Raw genomic sequence first — 17,591 nt, 5'->3', positions numbered from 1 at the left:
TTCCGGCACGGCGTTCGACCTCACAACACGCTCGGTTCGGCGGACGACGGGGCATCGGTCCGTTCGGCATGCAACAGCCGCGGATCCGCGCCCGGCAGCACTGCCAAGACGACATCGTCACCGGATGCGGTCAGCACATCGATCAGGCCGCCCTCGACCAGCAGTTCATCGGTATCGGCTGGGGTATCGATGACGACGACCAGCACCGGCCCGGCTGCGACCGAACGCACAGCAGCGGCCTCCGTCAGTCCCGCATCATCCACGGCCCCCTCGCTCAGCTCCGGCCCCTCGTCCAGCGCCGGCAGCTCCAAGTACGCATCATCGATCCAGTGCGCGTTGTAGAGATACCGCGGTTCCACCTCACCCGGTTCGGGCGCGATGAACCGAAATCCGCGCCGCAACGGATAACCCGGCTCATCCAGCACATACGCGGGCGAGCGAGTCGTCGTCTGGAATCGCGTCGGAATCCCCGTATCGGCGAGCTCGGCCGCCAACCGCAGCGGCAGGTACATCAACTCCTCATGCCCGAGCACAATCGCGGGCCGACCAGCGAAACCATCGGCGAGACGAACCCGCAATGCCGCCACGGCCCGCGCGAGCGCCGCCTCGAACGCGACGGTATCGGACCGCAGAATCCCGTGCCGACCGCCCTCGGGTACCGAAGCAGGCCACGGCAACTCGACTCGATCGAACGAACCACGCTGCGCCGCAGTGGGATTCAATTCCGGATCGGGCATCGACGACACCGTCTCGACCAGATCTTCGGGCAGCGAAGTACGCCCGGACGCCAGACACACCGTATCGATCCGCGCACCCAACTCCTCGGCCACCGCCTCGAATCGTGCCCGATCACTCTCGGTCCGCATATCCACCAGCGACGCCAGCACATAATGCGAACGCGGCGAGAACGCGTGCAGTGCCCGCACCGCATCGATCGCCGTATCACCGGTGGAGATCTCGTCGTCGACGAGCACCAGCGGCAGATCGTTGACGAAGATATCCGCGGGCGCGGGCTGCAGCAGATGCGAGGTGGCGTGCGAATGCCCCTCCTCGAAGCCGGTCAAGGTAGTCGCATCGGGCACCTCGCGGCGGGTCGAATGCAGATAGCATCCGGCTCCGATCCGGGCCGCCACGCAGTGCCCCAAACCCGTTGCGGTCTCGGCGAATCCGAGCACCACGGCCTCACGATCGCCCAGCACGTCACGCACCAGATCGCCTAGTCGATTGCCCGCACCGAGGACCACCCGCGGATCGGTCGGCAGATGTTTCCCGAGCACCGTCGAAACCAACAGGTGCGCACGGCGTGGATTACGCCGCAGTCCGGGTTGAATCAAGGTGCCGATGGGCAATTCGGCGGGCAGCACATCAACCGATCCGCCACCGTGCGACCGCTCGTGCCGCAACTCGAAACCCAAATTCGTTGTCGCCCAGGGATCAATTCTCATTCAGTCACCAACGCCGTCAACAGATCCACGAACGAAACACCCTTCTTCGCGACACCGAAAACCCTGGCCCGCAGCAGGGTCTGCCGTGCCCAACTGCGATGCGGCCGCATCTCGTTCATCTTGTTCCGATATCCGGACGCCGCCACCCCGCCGACATCGACCTGCAGAATGTCCAGCGCATCCGAGTACTCCTCGTGGGTCACCACCGATAGCGCATGGACGGCCGCCACATGTGACGGATGGATGACCGTCTTGCCCTGGATCCCATTGGCCCGGTCCAGTGTGATCTCACGTAGTAGCCCGTCCAAATCGCGACTGACCAGATAGCGGCGGAACGGCACCGCATCGGACTCCTCGAACGGCGCGGTCCGCAGCAACGGCCGGAACATCCGCTCGTGATCGGCGAAGTATTCCCAGACCGGTCCGGTGATCACGAAACCCGTACCGTCCGAACGCCCCAGGTAGTTCACGATATCGGCGATGACATCCGCGACCACCCGGACGTCGTAGATGGTCAGATCCCGGTCCCGCCGAATACCGAAGGTCGAGCACATATCTGTCGCACCGATACGCACCGCGAGTATCCGATCCCGATGCTCGGCCAAAAGCGTCGCGATCCGGGTCAGCTCCTGATCCCGGGTCTGGCGATGCACCAGCGCGGGCGATTCGAGGACGGGCATGCCGTAGACCGGCCTACTGAGCCGCTCAGCGGCCACCTCGAGCGCGGCGAGATATTTCGGACCGCTCGCACTGTCGAATTTCGGAAAGACGAAACCGGTCAGTGCCGCGGCCCCGGCGCCGAGCTGTTCGACGATTTCGATCACGGTATCCGCATCGCGGACCCGGACGAATAGCAGCGGATTCGGATCCTCGCTCTCGGCAAGCAGATCCAGCGTCGCGACGACCTGTTGTTTGGCCCATTCCACCTCGTGATCGGCGACCGCATCCTCGAGATCGATGACCATCGAACACACGCCACGCGCGGCGCGCTTACTTATCGTCAAGGCGAGATCATGACGAGTCGCGGGCGCATACAGCGTGGCGCCGAGCGCGATCGCCAGAATTTCCCGGTCGGCCTCATCGCCGAACGGTTCCGGTTGTCGATGGAACAGGTGCCGCGCCTCCGGGCCATGCAACTGGCGAAAATGGCGCAGTGGCAATTGCTTTCGCAGGGAGACCTGTTGCCGGACGACGATGCCCGCGGTCATCGCTTCGCTGTCCTCATCCCTAATAGCGGTGGCCGCATAAACCCTGGTCTCATTCTCGTCGTGGTCCTGCTTGTTTTCTCATTCGATCCACTACCCCGCCAACGAATTCCGCGACGGTATCCAATTCGGCCACGTAGGCCCAGTAGTCGGGGTGTCGTCCCGACAGGTTTTCGGTGATTCGATCGATCCGGTCCACCTGCGCATCGAGCACAGATCCCCATTCGCCGACGAGCCCGCGGCTCACCGCGAGCATTTGTGCGTCCCGCAGCCGAAATCGTACGGCCTTGGCCCTCTCTTGCGGATTCTCACGGACCTCGCGCAGCAATGTCAGCCGTTTGGTGACAGCGTCGATCAACTGTTCGGCCTCGGTGAGGTACCCCCGTGCGGATGTGGTCAGATCAAGCGCAGACTCCGGATTGTTTTCGGCCGCCGCCACACGCGCCCGCACCAGGGCGGCGTCCGCGGCCTCGATGGCCCGTTGACTTTCCTGCCCATTGTTAGCCAGATCCGCCGAACTCGCAGCATTGAACTCCCGGAGCAACTCCGAGTAGGCCGGTGCCAGCCGGTCGCCACGGGTGCGCACCGCGGCCAATCTGGTGCCAACCGAGGTGATCGCGTTGGCCGCCGCCACGGCCCGAGATGGCGCCTGCGCCAAGGCTTCTACCAAAGCTTTCGTCGCCGATTCCAAGCGGTTGGCGGCCTCCCGGATGTGCGCGGCGGGCACCTCGGAACCAAGCGCCTCCAGTGTGAGCAGCGACTCATCCACCGCCGCCGCGTGCTGACGCACCGAGGGGTAGCCAGCGTATTCGGATTCGGCGGCCTGCCCGCGCACGCCCGCCGCCACGATCTTCACTTGCTGCGCGAACTGCGGCACCGTGCCGAGCACCGCGACGGCTTGTTCGAGCTGGGACTGATTACCGTGATAGAACTCGTCGACAGCACGGGCCGCGTCGGCCAACTGCCGCGCCAGCGGATCCACTCGTGCCGGCCCCTGCGGTATCGACGTGTCGTCGCGCTCGGCGTTATCCATTTCCTCGGTGAACGTCAGATACGCGCCCGCTGCGTCATAGCACCTGCTGCGCACGGGTTCCCATTTCGCGCCCATCCGTCGCTCCGGGAACACCTGTTCACTGGCGTGCACAGCCGCCTCGGCGACGCTCTGCCGCCGATCCATATCCAGGAACGCGGCCGCCACCGTCGACCGAGCCTGTGCAATCCATTCATTGCGCCCGGACGACCGGAACCATCCATGTCTACGGCCTGCCACGCCCCGATGTTAGGCGGTGTACACGCCTCGGCTCGGCCCAAGCGAACGAGATGTTCCGGTTCCCCGAGGGATGCACCACTTCCTACGCAAGATTGCCGAAACCTACTACTGTCGTATGGCGTACCCGGCGATTCGGACAGTGCTGGGAAACACAGACGTCTAATGAAAGGGAACCCCGCATGGGTGTCAGTTTGTCCAAGGGCGGCAATGTCTCGCTGACGAAGGCGGCGCCGAACCTTACCGCTGTCTCCGTCGGGCTCGGCTGGGATATTCGTACGACCACCGGCACCGACTTCGATCTCGATGCCAGTGCGATCGCGACCGGTGCGGACAAGAAGGTCGTGTCCGACAAGCACTTCATCTTCTTCAACAACCTCAAGTCGCCCGAGGGCACCATCGAGCACACCGGTGACAACCTGACCGGTGACGGTGAAGGCGACGATGAGGTGATCAAGGTCGATCTGGCCAACACGCCGCCGACGATCGAGAGCATCTTCTTCCCGGTGTCGATCTACGACGCGGACACCCGTCAGCAGTCCTTCGGCCAGGTGCGCAACGCCTACATCCGCGTTGTCGACCAGGCCAACGGCACCGAGCTGGCCCGCTACGACCTGTCCGAGGACGCCTCGACCGAGACGGCCATGGTCTTCGGCGAGCTGTACCGCAACGGCGCCGAGTGGAAGTTCCGCGCCATCGGGCAGGGCTACGCCTCGGGTCTGGCGGGGATCGCCCGTGACTACGGTGTGAACGTCTAAGACGTGCTGCTTATTACAGGGGGCTCGGCGACGGGAGCCCCCTGTACACACGTCCGCGGAACGATTCGCCCCGCCGCTCCGTTGGACAGTCGACGGTTCCGCAACCACGCTGGAACCAACAATGCGACCGCGGGTTGATTCGGCCCTCGGGTTACATCGGCAATGGCGCGCTCGGACAAGCATTCGACCGCCGCACGGAAAGGGTCTCCGCGTGGTCTTGCGCATATTCGGCATGTCCATCGTTGTCACGGTGGTATCGCTCATCGTGGCGTTCCTGTACGGCGGGCCGACGGCGCTGGCGTTGGCCGCCATCCTCGGCATCCTCGAGGTCTCGCTGTCGTTCGACAATGCGGTGATCAACGCCACCGTACTCGAGCGCATGAACGAGTTCTGGCAGCGGATCTTCCTTACCGTCGGCGTGATCATCGCCGTGTTCGGCATGCGGTTGGTCTTCCCGTTGGCGATCGTCTGGATCACCGCGGGCCTGAACCCGGTGAAGGCGTTCGATCTGGCGCTGAACCCGCCCGCCGATGACGCGCTGGTCTTCCCGGACGGCAGCCCCAGCTACGAGAAGCTGCTCACCGACGCGCATCCGCAGATCGCCGCGTTCGGTGGCATGTTCCTGCTGTTGCTGTTCCTGAACTTCATCTTCGAGGAACGCGAAATCACCTGGCTGTCTTGGCTGGAGAAGCCGCTGGCCAAACTCGGCAAGCTGGACATGCTCTCGGTGGTCGTCGCGAGCATCGGCCTGGTGCTCACCGCGGAATTCATCGCGGGCGACGAAGAGCGCGCCACCGTCCTGGTCGCCGGTCTGCTCGGCATGATCACCTATATCGTGGTGGACGGGCTCGGTTCGCTGTTCCACACCGAGGAGTTCGAGGAATCCGCGGACGGCGGGCCGTCCCAGCTGGTCAAGGCCGCGGGCAAGGCGGCATTCTTCCTGTTCCTGTACCTCGAGGTGCTGGACGCGTCGTTCTCCTTCGACGGTGTCATCGGCGCCTTCGCCATCACCTCCGACCCGATCATCATCGCGCTCGGCCTCGGTCTGATCGGCGCCATGTTCGTCCGTTCGATCACTGTGTACCTGGTGCGCAAGGGCACGCTGTCGGAGTACGTATATCTGGAGCACGGCGCGCACTGGGCGATCGGCGCGCTGGCGGTCATCCTGTTCGTCTCGATCGGCGTGCACGTCAACGAGCTCGTCACCGGTCTCGTGGGCGTGGCGTTCATCGGCGCGGCGTTCATTACCAGCATCATTCGGAATCGGGGCGAGGACACCCCCGAAGTGGAGACCGCGCGAGAGGTCACCCCGGTAGCCTGAATTCCGGCGGATAGCCCAAGAACTCGAGCGGCAGCGGCCTCCAGCCGCTGCCGCTTCTCTTTCCCAAGGGGGATGGCGATGTCGAACGAAACTCCGGGCGTGAACCGGTCCAAGGTGACCTTGTCGAAGGCCACGCCGAGCATCATCCTCACCAAACCCGGTGATCAGCAGGGCACCATGCGGGTCAACCTGAACTGGTCCAGTGGTCCCAAGGGCTTCTTCCGCCGCTCCAAGGCGGTCGATCTGGACCTGGGCTGCCTGTACGAATTGTCCAGTGGCGCCAAGGGTGTGGTGCAGGCCATCGGCAATAACTTCGGTTCGCTGCAATCCGAACCGTTCATCCTGCTCGAGGGTGACGATCGCAGCGGCGCGTCGGCCAGCGGCGAGAATATGCATATCAATCTCGCTCGGCCCGAGGTGTTCCGGCGCATTCTGATCTTCGCCTTCATCTACGAGGGCGTACCGAACTGGGCCGCGGCCGACGGGGTGGCGACGCTGTACCCCACCTCCGGTCCGCAGATCGAAGTCCGGCTGGACTCCCCGGTGGACGGTGCGCGGTCCTGTGCGATCGCGCTGCTGCAGAATCAGGGCACAGGCATCACCGTGCACCGCGAAGTGAACTACATCAATGGTGCGCAGAGCGCGCTCGACGAGGCGTACAACTGGGGCATGACATGGCACGCCGCCAGGAAGTAATTCAGCGCATGGGCACTGGCCCGCGCTGCTCGACCACGGGCGCCGGACAACACGATGCGAACACCTTGCCGAGCAGTCCGGCGGCGGCGTTCTGCGAGGTCATGGCATAACTCTGCGCGGATCACGGCAACCGCAGCAGCACCCGTGGGTGGAGCGGGTGGAATTCGGTACTAGGCCACCGGGACGAGGCTGCCGGGTTCGAACCGCGGTATCGGCGGCGGTTCCGGTCGAAATCCGCGCGGCACCGCACGCACGAACAGGAAGAAGAACACCACTAGAAGGGCGGCGCGTCCCCAGACGCCGAACTGCACGACGTTCTCCATCGAATCGACCGAGTTGCCGGATCCGATCGAATAGAAATACCGGAATACGCCGATCCCGATCGCGGCATCGGCAATCAGATACGCGCCGATCGCCGCCCACGGCACCTCGAGCAAAACCATGAACGGCACCAACCACAGGGTGTACTGCGGCGAATGCACCTTGTGGAACAGCAGGAATCCGCACAGCATCGCGCCGCTGACCCCGATCCACGGGAAGGTACCGGTCATCGTGAATCGCTTCCAGCCCAACCACATTGCCAGCGCGAAGGAGGTCAGCACCAGCGTCGGCGAAATGATCGAGACCGCGTGCTGAAATGCGTTCTCGCCATGGGCATCCTGCGCGAACAGCTGCCGAAGTCCCCAGTACCAAATGGAATTCGTGGTGATATCGGCCTGGCGCAATTGCTGGAAGGTAATCGATGCGCGCCAGCCGTCGTAACCGGCAAGTGCGAACGGCAGATTCACCACGACCACCGTGCCGATGGCCGCACCGGCGGTCAGCAAGGCACCGCGCACATCGAACCGCGTCGGCGTCCGATCATACTTATCGCGCGGACCGCCGGTGAGCACATAGGCCAGCAATGGCAGCACAAAAATGCCCGGATACAGCTTGAGGCAGAAACCAACAGCGAGCAGTACGGCGGCCAGAATTCCCCTGGTACGCAATGAATATCGGGGCATGGCGGTCACCACGTACACCGCGGCGACCGCCATGCAGACCACGGGTAGCTCCCAGTTGTGGAATGCGTAGAGCACCAGCGGCGGCCCCGCCGCCCACAGCAGCGCCGCCCGCCCGGCCAGCCGGACCAGCAGCAACGCGGTCAACAAGGCGAACGGCGCCAGCAGCAGTGCCGAATGCAGTAGGAATTCCGCGTCGTTATCGGCGCCGACCGCACCGAGCCACATCAGCAGGCCGTTGAGCACGGGATATTCGACCGCGCCACCGGTCAGCGTGCCGTCATCGGTAATGCCGCCGTCGAGGTACGGAAAGACGTGCTGATCGATGTCGCGCCCGAGCCACAGGAATTGGATATCGGAATAGCAGACATCCGAATCCTTGATCACATCGAAGATCGCACTGCGACCGTTCTCGACGAACGGCGCACCCGCACACCGCGCCTTGTTCGCATACGCGAGCGCCAACGTGAACCCGCACAGCAACACCACCACCGCGGCCAGCGTTGTTGTGCGTTGCACGCGGCCCGCGATCACGTCGCCGGCGGCCGGTCGGGTCGACATGACGTCAAGACTAGGTGGCGGAGGCAGACCGCACCCACGGCTCCCCCGCCTCCCCGAGCCTTTTGCCGGTCGTAGGAGCCTCGATAGTCGTTGCGGGCCGGTGGTCGGTCGTTGGGTCGAGTGCTCGACGAACCCGGCGAGTTACCCAAGTGCCTGTGAAATCAGATGTTGCGAAGGTAATCGTGGGGAGCTTTCGCTGCTCAACGGGCGTTCATGTAGCCTTGTCGGGTTGCTGACGCAACGACCCTCCTGCCACGGACCGTCCGTGGCCGTTTCCTAGTCCACAGGAGGTGATTGGTCCGTGCGTCATTACGAAGTGATGGTCATCCTCGATCCGAGCCTGGACGAGCGCACTGTTGGTCCGTCGCTGGACAACATGCTGAGCGTCGTCAAGACCGATGGCGGCAAGGTCGACAAGGTCGACATCTGGGGCCGCCGCCGGCTCGCCTACGAGATTGCCAAGCATGCCGAAGGCATCTACGCCGTGGTCGATCTGACCGCCGAGCCCGCCACCGTGAGCGAGCTCGACCGCCAGCTGGGTCTCAACGAGTCGGTGCTGCGCACCAAGGTTCTGCGCCACGGCAAGTGACCCTCGTTTGCGTCGGTGCCTGTCTCTAGGCTCTAACGCAAAAGCGAGTGCACTGCGGACTGCATACCGAGCAGGAGGAACCACATGGCAGGCGACACGGTCATCACCGTCATCGGAAACTTGACGGCTGATCCCGAACTTCGATTCACGCCCGCGGGCGCTGCGGTGGCGAATTTTACCGTCGCATCGACTCCCCGCGTGTTCGACCGTAATTCGAATGAATGGAAAGACGGCGAAGCGCTTTTCCTGCGCTGCAACATCTGGCGTGAAGCTGCGGAGAATGTCGCCGAAAGCCTGACCCGAGGCGCTCGGGTGATCGTGAGCGGACGACTGAAGCAGCGCTCCTACGAAACCCGCGAGGGTGAGAAGCGCACGGTCGTCGAGCTCGAGGTCGACGAGGTCGGTCCCTCGCTGCGCTACGCCACCGCGAAGGTCGCCAAGGCCAGCCGCGGCGGCGGGGGCGGCGGCTTCGGTTCCGGTGGCGGCGGTGGCAACTTCGCTCCGACCGGCGGTGGCGGCAGCAGCCGTTCCGGCGCCGGCGACGACCCGTGGGGCAGCGCACCCGCGGCGGGCTCCTTCGGGGGCGGCCGCGTAGACGACGAACCGCCGTTCTGAGAACGGCTCACATCGGCCTGAATCTGTTCTCGTAGCGACTGCTTGCCGGTCGCTCGAAACGATCAGCCCATCATTGATTACGGAGTAACCATGCCTAAAGCGCCCGCGCGCGAAAAGGTGCTGAAGAAGAAGGCTTGCACCTTCTGCAAGGAAGCCAAGTCCGGCACCGTCAATATCGATTACAAGGACACCGCCCTGCTGCGGAAGTACGTCAGTGATCGCGGCAAGATCCGCGCTCGCCGGGTCACCGGCAACTGCGTGCAGCACCAGCGCGACGTCGCCGTTGCCGTGAAGAACTCGCGTGAGGTGGCCCTGCTGCCCTACGTGTCGACGGCTCGCTGAGAAGGGAGGCATCGCAATGAAGTTGATTCTTACTGCTGATGTGGACAACCTCGGTGCCCCCGGTGACACCGTGGAGGTCAAGGACGGCTACGGCCGCAACTACCTGTTGCCCCGCGGCCTGGCGATCGTCGCCACCCGTGGCGCGCAGAAGCAGGTCGAGGGCATCCGTCGGGCGCAGGACGCGCGCAAGGTGCGCGACCTGGATCACGCCAATGAGCTGAAGCAGGCCATCGAGGGCCTGGAGTCGGTTTCGCTGTCGGTCAAGACCGCGGGCACCGGCAAGCTATTCGGCTCGGTCACCCAGTCCGATGTCGCCACCGCCATCAAGTCGGCCGGTGGGCCGATTGTCGACAAGCGCAGCATCGAGCTGCCGAAGTCGCACATCAAGACGGTTGGCAAGCACAACGTCGTGGTGCACCTGCACCCCGATGTGGTCGCGAAGTTCGACCTGCAGGTCGCCGCGAACTGAGGTCCTTCGAAGGCCACTCTTGCGCTTCGGCACAAGGGTGGCCTTCGACCGTGCGGCATCGATCCACTGTGTGGTCGCTGCCTGGGCGAACTATGCCCCGCGCCGAAATAGCCCAAAGTTTGCGAAATGGCCGGAACGGTGATCCGGACCATTCTCCGCGGCTCGCCGCTATCGGCTCTACCACCGGTTATTCAGCTTGTGGATCGCCGCGAAAACCAACCGGACGCAATGTGATCCACGCCATATCTGCCGAACGCGCTGTTCACCCCCAACACGCCCGGCTGTTCAACTAAACCGACACGCCGACGCTTCATTCATCCACACGTGGATAAATCAAGAAATCGATATTTATCAGCGTGTTTGAGCCGCGCGACCTGGGTTTTCCCCAAGTTGTACACAGGGGGTGCACAACATCGGGTAAACAGTCCCCAACTTATCCACAGGTGTGTACACAGTGCGGTTTGGCGACTGCCCGTTGGGTCGCCTAGGTTCGTCGCAGCATCATGCACACACCACCCGGAACGGCATGATTCGGCACCTGTCACGGCGGTTTGCTGGAACCGCAGGTGAGGCCCGCCGGCGAGGTCTCTCGACCGCGGTGCGCTGCCGAATGTGTCGTAGCCCGGGAGTACAACGAGTGATCAGTCGGGTCGGCGGGTAGGCGTTTTCGAGCGGCCTGCAAGTGGCGAGAGAGGACGGTCGAGTCTGGTGACCACCACCGATGACCGCGGGCATACGGACTACCCGCCCGAACCGCCCGGGGAGGACTTCGGCAGGCAGCCCCCGCACGATATGGCGGCCGAGCAGTCCGTGCTGGGCGGCATGCTGCTGAGCAAGGACGCGATCGCCGATGTCGTCGAGGTGCTGCGCCCCGGCGATTTCTACCGCCCGGCCCACCAAGCGGTCTACGACACGATCCTCGATCTCTACGGCCGCGGCGAACCCGCCGACCCGGTTACCGTCGCCGCGGGTCTGGACCGCCGTGGCGAACTCAAGCGCATCGGCGGCCCGCCCTATCTGGTCACCCTCACCCAGACCGTCCCCACCGCCGCCAACGCCGGGTACTACGCCGAAATCGTTGCCGAGAAGGCGATTCTGCGCCGCCTCGTCGAGGCAGGCACCCGCATTGTCCAATACGGCTACGCGGGCGCCGACGGCCAGGACATCGCCGAGGTCGTCGACCGCGCCCAGGCCGAGGTCTACGAGGTCACCGAACGCCGCACCACCGAAGACTTCCTCCCACTCGAGGAACTCCTGCAGCCGACGATGGACGAAATCGACTCCATTGCCTCCCGCGGCGGCATCTCCCTCGGCGTCCCCACCGGCTTCACCGAACTCGACGAACTCACCAACGGCCTGCACCCCGGCCAAATGATCATCGTCGCGGCACGACCTGGCGTTGGGAAATCGACCCTTGGAATGGATTTCATGCGGAGTTGCTCGATTAAGCATGGCTTGGCGAGCGTTATATTCTCGCTGGAGATGAGTCGCACGGAAATCGTAATGCGCCTGCTTTCCGCCGAAGCGAAAATCAAACTGGGCGATATGCGTTCGGGTCGAATGAGTGATGACGACTGGACGAAATTGGCGCGGCGAATGAGTGAGATCAGCGAGGCGCCGCTGTTCGTCGATGATTCACCGAATCTCACCATGATGGAGATTCGCGCGAAGGCGCGGCGGCTCAAGCAGCGCCACGATCTGAAACTCGTTGTGGTGGACTACCTCCAGTTGATGACCTCGGGTAAAAAGGTCGAATCTCGACAGCAAGAAGTCTCGGATTTCTCGCGAAATTTGAAGCTGCTCGCCAAAGAACTCGAAGTTCCGGTGATCGCCATCAGTCAGCTGAACCGTGGTCCCGAACAGCGAACAGATAAGCGTCCGATGGTGTCCGACCTTCGCGAAAGCGGTTCGCTCGAACAGGATGCGGACATGGTCATCCTATTGCATCGGCCCGACGCATTCGAGCGAGATGACCCGCGCGGTGGTGAAGCCGACCTCATCGTGGGTAAACATCGTAACGGTCCGACTGCCACGATTACGGTTGCGCACCAACTGCATTTGAGCCGGTTTGTGGATATGGCCCGCGGTTGACATTCTTCTCACAGCCCGGATAGTTCAACGAATGGAACCGCACGTCAGGTTTCTTCTTTCAAATCGGACAATCGCGATTGAATTCTGGAAAAATGGCGCTTTGCCGAACTATCGTGGCAAATATCACGGCTGGCCAGCGTGCGGGAAGCACCCGGAAGTTTCCGTCGACGTAGTCACCCGGGCGGCGGCGCAGATCCGATGAGTTCTCACTGATTGCTGCCGCCTTGCAAACAGTCGCGCAGGAAGGCGAGGATCTCGCGGCGCGCGGGTCGGGCGGCCGGGACCAGGCCGGGCAAACTGAGGAAAGTGTGGGTGGCCTTCGGGTAGCAGCTCAGACGGGCATTGGTGCCGTCCGCGCGAAGCCGTTCGACATACCGGCGGCCGTGGTCGGCCACCGGATCCAGCGCGGCGGTGACGACCAGTGTCGGTGGCAGATCGGCGAGATTCTCGAATTTGAGCGGAGATACGGTGCGCGGGTCGAGTGTCGGCGGCAGGCTCAGCTTGCGACCGGTGCGCAATCGAGACAGCGAAAGCGTTGGGTTATCGGCGTTTTCCGCGATCGAGGGGTAGGCGGTCATGGTCTCGGTCCAGTCCGTGGCCGGGTAGTTCAGCACCTGGGTGCGGAGCGGCGGGCCGTCTTCGCGGGCACGCAACGCAATGAGCGCGGCGATCATCCCGCCCGCGCTCTCACCCATGACCGCGACGGCTGCGGGGTCGATGCCCCAATCGATGGAGTCTTCGACGAGCCGGACGAGCGTGTCGTAGCCGTCCTCGATCGGCTAGGGCAGCGGGTGTTGCGGGGCGAGACGGTATTCCACCGATACGACCACCGCCGGGCAGCAGGCCGCGAGGTGGCTGTTGAGCCAGTCGTTCTGCGCGGCGGTCCCCGCGATGAAACCGCCACCGTGGAACGAGACGATCAGCGGCAACGTTCGGTCCGCGTTCTTCGGGCGGTGGACCCGGAGCATCAGACAGCGGCCGGGAAGATCGATCGTGGTTTCCGTAATGCTGGCACGACGGTCCGGCAGGCCGGTGACGATTCGCGCGAGGCGAGACGATGCCATGCGGTTGGTCTTCGCACGCACGGCGATCAATTGATCGTCGGTCAGGGCCTCCCAGTCCACGGTGTCCCGGAGGAAGCGGGTACCCAGCGGAGCTTTTCCGAACATGACCGCAGCATGCGCCGACGCATCGCCGGGTGTCTTGGCGAAATGTTCCGCCCGGTGGTCAGCCTTCGAGTGGGAGTGCCTGCTTCGTGGTAGGCCATGCGATATCGTCGACCGCGAGCCACGGCGCCTCCGCCACGGCCGTTGGCGTCATCCCGGCAAAGGCCATCGCATCCCGATGCATGTGTGACTGATCGGCAAAGCCGCAATCCGCCGCTACCAGGGCGGCGCTGTGCCCTGCGGCGAGGCGGTGCGCCGCGTGGTCGAAACGGACCAGCCGTGCGGCGTGCTTGGGCGTGAGACCGATCTGGTCTCGGAACCGGAACCACAGCCGCTTACGGCTCCATCCGACCTCGTCGGCCAGCCGCTCGACCCGCACTCGCCCTCGACTCCGCATCATCTGCCCCCACACGAATGCGACCTCGGGATCAACTGCCCGGCCCGCCGCACGCCGCCGAGCGATCGCGGACTGCGCGATCGCGAACCGGTCGTCCCACGACCCGGCCGCGTGCAGCTGCTGCTGGATTCGCCGGGCTTCGGGCCCCCAAAGATCCGCGAGGGCGACCGCCGCCCCGCCCAGTTCCGAACCGACGCTGAACACCGCGTGGGCGATCACCGGCGACAGCCGTATCTGTAGTAGATCGACGTCTCGTCCGCATCCGCGAAAGCTGCACGGGGCCAGACCCACGACGATGCTGCCGCGCTTGCGGTCACCGCTGACGCCATCGATGAGGAGTGCGTCACCGAAATCGATGAATATCGTGAGCGCTGGATACGGAACCATCTGAAAATCGACGAGGCCATCCGCGTAACCGCGGAACCCGGCCATGCTGACCCCCGGCAGACCGCCCGCCCTGGACGGGACCGCGATATCGACCACACTCGCGGCGACCCGAACTGACTCGACAGGCATGCCACCATGTTACGAGCGGTGGCCGGCCGATCGGCCGTGCCGACGTAGGCATCTCCCGTGCCCGCGGGTTGCGCTTGTTGGTGCGATTGCCGCAGGTATCCATCGAGCACCGGCGTCGGTTTCCCGGGGCGCAGGACATCGAGGACGGCCGGTCGTATCTGAAACTGACGATACCCGTTGTCGCACTGCACTTTTCGCGCCCCCGACATCCTCGGCAGTCGCGCCGAGCGAGCAACCGACGTGCGTGCCATCGAGATCCCCGACAGCGGCAACTATCTCGCCGAGGAACAGCCCGATCTTGTCGCGCTCCCCTGTACGACTTCTTCGGATAGCGTTTCAGCGTGCCCAGTCCGGGGTCCAGACGTCGTCGCTGGACGTCGTCTCGTATCTGGCCCGGAGGTAGTCGAGGAAGTTTGCGAGGACAGGGTGCGGATTGTCTGCTCGCCAGATCACCGAGAGCGGGTAGACCGGAGTGGGGTCGACGACAGGGATTCGGCGCAGGTCGTAGCTTTCCGGCCAGAGGTATCGGGAGCCTTCGCAGACGAAGGTGGCGAGTTGGGTCGAGTCCGCGAGTTCGGCGAGCAGCGCTTCGACGCCGAACATCGGCCCGATCGTGTCGATGGTGAGTCCGAACCCGGTCGCCAGATCGTGGTAGTAGCCGATCGGTTCGGCGTCGGACATGCCGGGCATCCAGATGGGGTGATCGGTGAGTTCGGCCAACGTCACGGTCTTGGCGTTCGCCAATGGGTGTCGTGGGCCGACCAGCAGTTCGTGCCGGTCGTCGATCACTCGCGCGGACCGCAGTCCGTCCGGAACCTTGCGGCCGCGTAGCGATCTGAAGGTGGCATCGACAGTGCCGGCACTGATTTCGGCCAGCGCCGACTCCGCGTCTGCGTTGGCCAGGGCGATGACATCGAGCTCGATATCGGGGTGCTGCTGGTAGAAGGCGTAAAGGACACCGGAGGGTGCGATCCTGCGGCTCACGACATCGATCCGCAGGGCCCTGCGTCCCGGTGTCACAGCCGCTGTGGCGCGTTCGGCGGCACGGAGAAGTTCACGGGCATGCGGTAGCAATGCTTGCCCATCGACGGTGAGCCGCACCCCCCTGGCGATCCGCGCGAAAAGCTGAACGCCGAGTTCACGCTCCAGCGTGGCCACTCGTTTGGACGCGGCCTGCTGGCTGATGCCCAGATCGTCGGCTGCGGCTTGGAACTGGCCGGTCTCGGCAACCGCGACGAAGGTACGAACCACATCGAAATCCACGCGCGCAAACCTACTCCCACAACGAAAAGTTGTGACACTCCGTGTGATTCGTTGTTGGTGCCGGCACCCGTCAACCGGCTTCAATCTCCCGGACAACAGACGGGATGTGAAGCGGGTGCTGAATATGTGGCGGAGCGCGAACCTGGGTCGAGCGTTCGGGTGGTTGTGGGCCGCCTATGCGGTCAGCGCCTACGGGACCGGTCTCGGGTTCGGAGCGTTTTCGGTAGTTGCCATTACCGTCTTGAACGCTAGTTCGGCGGAAGTCGCGGCCTTGTCGGCATCCGGGCTCGCGATCGGCGCGCTGCTGGCGGTCCCGCTCGGGCCATGGATGGAGTTTCGCACCAAGCGACCGGTCATGATCGCAACGGACCTGATCCGCTTCGCAGCGTTGGCGTCCATACCGCTCGCCTACGGTCTGGGTGCGTTGTCGTTCGCACAACTGTTGGTGGTCGCCATCGTCACCGCGGCGGCGAAGATCGCGTTCACCGCCGCCAGTGGCGCATACCTGAAGACCATCGTCCCCGCCGACGGGCTTTTGGTGGCCACCAGTCGTTTCGAGTCCACCACGTGGTCGGCCACGGTCATCGGACCGCCGGTGGGGGGCGCCGCCATCGGACTGTTGGGGCCGGTAACCACCGTTGTCGTCGATGCGGTGAGCTACCTCCTCTCGGCGCTCGGCATCGCCGCGATCGGGGGAGCCGAGCAGCCCCCGCAGCCGAGGACGGCCCCAACGCGTCGGTGGAGCGACATCGCAGAGGGGTGGCGCTACATCCTCACCAATCACACGCTGCGTCGGTTCTTCGTCAACACCATGCTGGTCAACGGGCTGATCATGGCCGCGGAGCCGCTGTTGTCGGTACTGATGCTCGCCCATTTGGGGTTCCCGGTCTGGGAGTACGGGCTGGCATTCGCCGTTCCGTGTATCGGTGGCCTGATCGGGTCGCGACTGGCTCGTCGCGTCGCCGCCCGCTTCGGCGAATCAACGGTGCTGCGGGTCTTCGGCACGCTGCGTGCCTGCTGGCCCCTTGGACTGGCGTTCGTCCAGCCGGGCTGGATCGGGCTGGTGACCGTGATGGTTACCGAGTTCGGGCTGATCATCTGCGCGAGCATATTCAGCCCTGTCCTCGCCACTTATCGGTTGAACAACACCGCTGCCGATCGCCGAGCCCGGGTCCTCGCCGCGTGGTCTATCACCACCAGCATCAGCATCGCGGCCCTCACCGTGCTGTGGGGTCTGCTGGCACAGTTCAGCAGTCCGCGGGCGGCTATTGCGCTGGCTGGGGTGCTGCTTCTCGGCACGCCGTTCCTGCTGCCGCGGCAGGTCGCGACGCCCGAACCGACCGGCCCGATTCCGTCGAATGAAGAGGCGGTTCTCTCCGGCGACGTGTAGGCGTTCATCACGCTGTCGTTGTACTTCCACTTTCCGGAGGGGCAGCTCGGGGAGCAGGCGATCGAGTTGGCAACCGAGCGGTTTCGGACCTGCTGGCGCAGCGAACTCGCCACCAAGCTCGCGCAATATCTCGGACCGGTGCACGTGATCACCGGAAGCGCGGACCCGCTCACTCCGGCCCCGCTCGAATCACTCTCGCCCCGAACCGAATTCAGCACGATCGCTGGAGCCGCCCACCACCCGCAACTGACACACCCAGTTGAATTGGCGAATACAATCGCTGGAGCCGTACCGAGCCATTGCACGCGATGAGCGATCAGAACCTGTCCAGGGCCCGGAAGATGCGAACCCCAGTACAGAATCAGGCGGATGGGCCGTAGCGGGCGAAGAATTGGCGGCCCACATCCATCCAGATACGCGACAATGGTCGCCGGATTCGATAGCGCCCAGCGGATTTCCGTGCCGACGAAATGAGCCCAGTGAAAACAAAGCCGCCGTG

Annotated in this window: 15 protein-coding genes and 1 pseudogene; 9 read left to right on the top strand and 7 right to left on the bottom strand. The window is 64.2% G+C overall.

Annotated elements, in window-relative coordinates; translation table 11 throughout:
• Positions 1-20: 20 nt before the first annotated feature.
• Genes AB0L63_RS21845 through AB0L63_RS21835 form a run of 3 tightly spaced genes read right to left on the bottom strand, consistent with a single transcriptional unit; the run spans position 21 to position 3,827 of the window.
• Entirely contained in the window at positions 21-1,445 is a 1,425-nt protein-coding gene (locus AB0L63_RS21845; protein WP_364503733.1) for a phosphoribosyltransferase family protein, read from the bottom strand.
• Entirely contained in the window at positions 1,442-2,653 is a 1,212-nt protein-coding gene (locus AB0L63_RS21840) for an HpcH/HpaI aldolase/citrate lyase family protein (RefSeq protein ID WP_364503730.1), read from the bottom strand. Before AB0L63_RS21840 ends, AB0L63_RS21845 begins: the two co-directional genes overlap by 4 nt.
• 49 nt (positions 2,654-2,702) lie before the next feature.
• Positions 2,703-3,827, bottom strand: coding sequence for a hypothetical protein (locus tag AB0L63_RS21835; protein ID WP_364503935.1), 1,125 nt, complete (start codon positions 3,825-3,827; stop codon positions 2,703-2,705).
• A gap of 272 nt (positions 3,828-4,099) precedes the next feature.
• Here AB0L63_RS21835 and AB0L63_RS21830 point away from each other — a divergent pair, with 272 nt between their 5' ends.
• The 3 genes from AB0L63_RS21830 to AB0L63_RS21820 all read left to right on the top strand — a co-directional run bounded on the left by AB0L63_RS21830 (position 4,100) and on the right by AB0L63_RS21820 (position 6,692).
• On the top strand, positions 4,100-4,675 hold the full coding sequence (locus tag AB0L63_RS21830; protein WP_364503727.1) for a TerD family protein: 576 nt from the start codon (positions 4,100-4,102) through the stop codon (positions 4,673-4,675).
• Between the two features lie 211 nt (positions 4,676-4,886).
• On the top strand, positions 4,887-5,996 hold the full coding sequence (locus AB0L63_RS21825; protein ID WP_364503724.1) for a DUF475 domain-containing protein: 1,110 nt from the start codon (positions 4,887-4,889) through the stop codon (positions 5,994-5,996).
• A 78-nt stretch (positions 5,997-6,074) separates the two neighbouring features.
• Positions 6,075-6,692 (top strand): Tellurium resistance, encoded by a 618-nt coding sequence (locus tag AB0L63_RS21820; protein ID WP_364503721.1) that lies wholly within the window; start codon positions 6,075-6,077, stop codon positions 6,690-6,692.
• A gap of 170 nt (positions 6,693-6,862) precedes the next feature.
• Here AB0L63_RS21820 and AB0L63_RS21815 read toward each other — a convergent pair whose 3' ends face one another.
• On the bottom strand, positions 6,863-8,254 hold the full coding sequence (locus AB0L63_RS21815; protein ID WP_364503718.1) for a hypothetical protein: 1,392 nt from the start codon (positions 8,252-8,254) through the stop codon (positions 6,863-6,865).
• 301 nt (positions 8,255-8,555) lie between these two features.
• On the opposite strand from AB0L63_RS21815, the gene rpsF reads away from it, so the two are divergent.
• The 5 genes from rpsF (at position 8,556) to dnaB (ending at position 12,360) form a co-directional block, all read left to right on the top strand.
• On the top strand, positions 8,556-8,843 hold the full coding sequence (rpsF, locus tag AB0L63_RS21810; RefSeq protein ID WP_364389867.1) for a 30S ribosomal protein S6: 288 nt from the start codon (positions 8,556-8,558) through the stop codon (positions 8,841-8,843).
• Between the two features lie 84 nt (positions 8,844-8,927).
• Positions 8,928-9,458, top strand: a complete 531-nt coding sequence (locus tag AB0L63_RS21805; RefSeq protein ID WP_364503715.1) for a single-stranded DNA-binding protein — start codon at positions 8,928-8,930, stop codon at positions 9,456-9,458.
• A 90-nt stretch (positions 9,459-9,548) separates the two neighbouring features.
• Positions 9,549-9,800, top strand: coding sequence for a 30S ribosomal protein S18 (gene rpsR / locus AB0L63_RS21800; protein ID WP_040697505.1), 252 nt, complete (start codon positions 9,549-9,551; stop codon positions 9,798-9,800).
• Positions 9,801-9,816: 16 nt separating this feature from the next.
• A complete protein-coding gene (rplI, locus tag AB0L63_RS21795) occupies positions 9,817-10,269 on the top strand; it encodes a 50S ribosomal protein L9 (RefSeq protein ID WP_364503712.1) in 453 nt (150 codons plus the stop codon).
• Positions 10,270-10,977: 708 nt separating this feature from the next.
• Positions 10,978-12,360, top strand: a complete 1,383-nt coding sequence (dnaB, locus tag AB0L63_RS21790) for a replicative DNA helicase (protein WP_063042630.1) — start codon at positions 10,978-10,980, stop codon at positions 12,358-12,360.
• 206 nt (positions 12,361-12,566) lie between these two features.
• Here dnaB and AB0L63_RS21785 read toward each other — a convergent pair.
• From AB0L63_RS21785 to AB0L63_RS21775, 3 genes and pseudogenes are all read right to left on the bottom strand, one after another.
• A pseudogene (locus AB0L63_RS21785) lies at positions 12,567-13,328 on the bottom strand (alpha/beta hydrolase).
• Between the two features lie 259 nt (positions 13,329-13,587).
• The gene (locus tag AB0L63_RS21780; protein WP_364503708.1) at positions 13,588-14,439 is read right to left on the bottom strand and encodes a helix-turn-helix domain-containing protein; all 852 of its coding nucleotides are present in this window, start codon (positions 14,437-14,439) and stop codon (positions 13,588-13,590) included.
• Positions 14,440-14,775: 336 nt separating this feature from the next.
• Entirely contained in the window at positions 14,776-15,702 is a 927-nt protein-coding gene (locus AB0L63_RS21775; RefSeq protein WP_364503705.1) for a LysR family transcriptional regulator, read from the bottom strand.
• A 106-nt stretch (positions 15,703-15,808) separates the two neighbouring features.
• Between AB0L63_RS21775 and AB0L63_RS21770 the strand changes: the two genes are divergently transcribed.
• Positions 15,809-17,092 carry an MFS transporter gene (locus AB0L63_RS21770; protein WP_364503702.1) on the top strand — a complete coding sequence of 428 codons (1,284 nt, stop codon included), beginning with the start codon at positions 15,809-15,811 and terminating at the stop codon, positions 17,090-17,092.
• The last annotated feature ends 499 nt before the right edge of the window (positions 17,093-17,591 follow it).

Origin of the sequence: Nocardia sp. NPDC051990 (genome assembly GCF_040680755.1) — a bacterium.
In the GTDB taxonomy this organism is placed as follows: domain Bacteria; phylum Actinomycetota; class Actinomycetes; order Mycobacteriales; family Mycobacteriaceae; genus Nocardia.
The sequence above is the reverse complement of the archived record's forward strand: the minus strand, read 5'-3'. Positions and strand labels throughout refer to the sequence as shown.

Excerpts from the sequence above, each read along its gene's own strand:
- AB0L63_RS21830 (WP_364503727.1), top strand. The coding sequence starts at position 4,100 with ATGGGTGTCAGTTTGTCCAAGGGCGGCAATGTCTCGCTGACGAAGGCG.
- AB0L63_RS21845 (WP_364503733.1), bottom strand. The coding sequence starts at position 1,445 with ATGAGAATTGATCCCTGGGCGACAACGAATTTGGGTTTCGAGTTGCGG.
- rplI (WP_364503712.1), top strand. The coding sequence starts at position 9,817 with ATGAAGTTGATTCTTACTGCTGATGTGGACAACCTCGGTGCCCCCGGT.
- AB0L63_RS21815 (WP_364503718.1), bottom strand. The coding sequence starts at position 8,254 with ATGTCGACCCGACCGGCCGCCGGCGACGTGATCGCGGGCCGCGTGCAA.
- AB0L63_RS21835 (WP_364503935.1), bottom strand. The coding sequence starts at position 3,827 with ATGGATCGGCGGCAGAGCGTCGCCGAGGCGGCTGTGCACGCCAGTGAA.
- AB0L63_RS21780 (WP_364503708.1), bottom strand. The coding sequence starts at position 14,439 with ATGCCTGTCGAGTCAGTTCGGGTCGCCGCGAGTGTGGTCGATATCGCG.
- rpsR (WP_040697505.1), top strand. The coding sequence starts at position 9,549 with ATGCCTAAAGCGCCCGCGCGCGAAAAGGTGCTGAAGAAGAAGGCTTGC.
- AB0L63_RS21840 (WP_364503730.1), bottom strand. The coding sequence starts at position 2,653 with ATGACCGCGGGCATCGTCGTCCGGCAACAGGTCTCCCTGCGAAAGCAA.
- AB0L63_RS21805 (WP_364503715.1), top strand. The coding sequence starts at position 8,928 with ATGGCAGGCGACACGGTCATCACCGTCATCGGAAACTTGACGGCTGAT.
- AB0L63_RS21820 (WP_364503721.1), top strand. The coding sequence starts at position 6,075 with ATGTCGAACGAAACTCCGGGCGTGAACCGGTCCAAGGTGACCTTGTCG.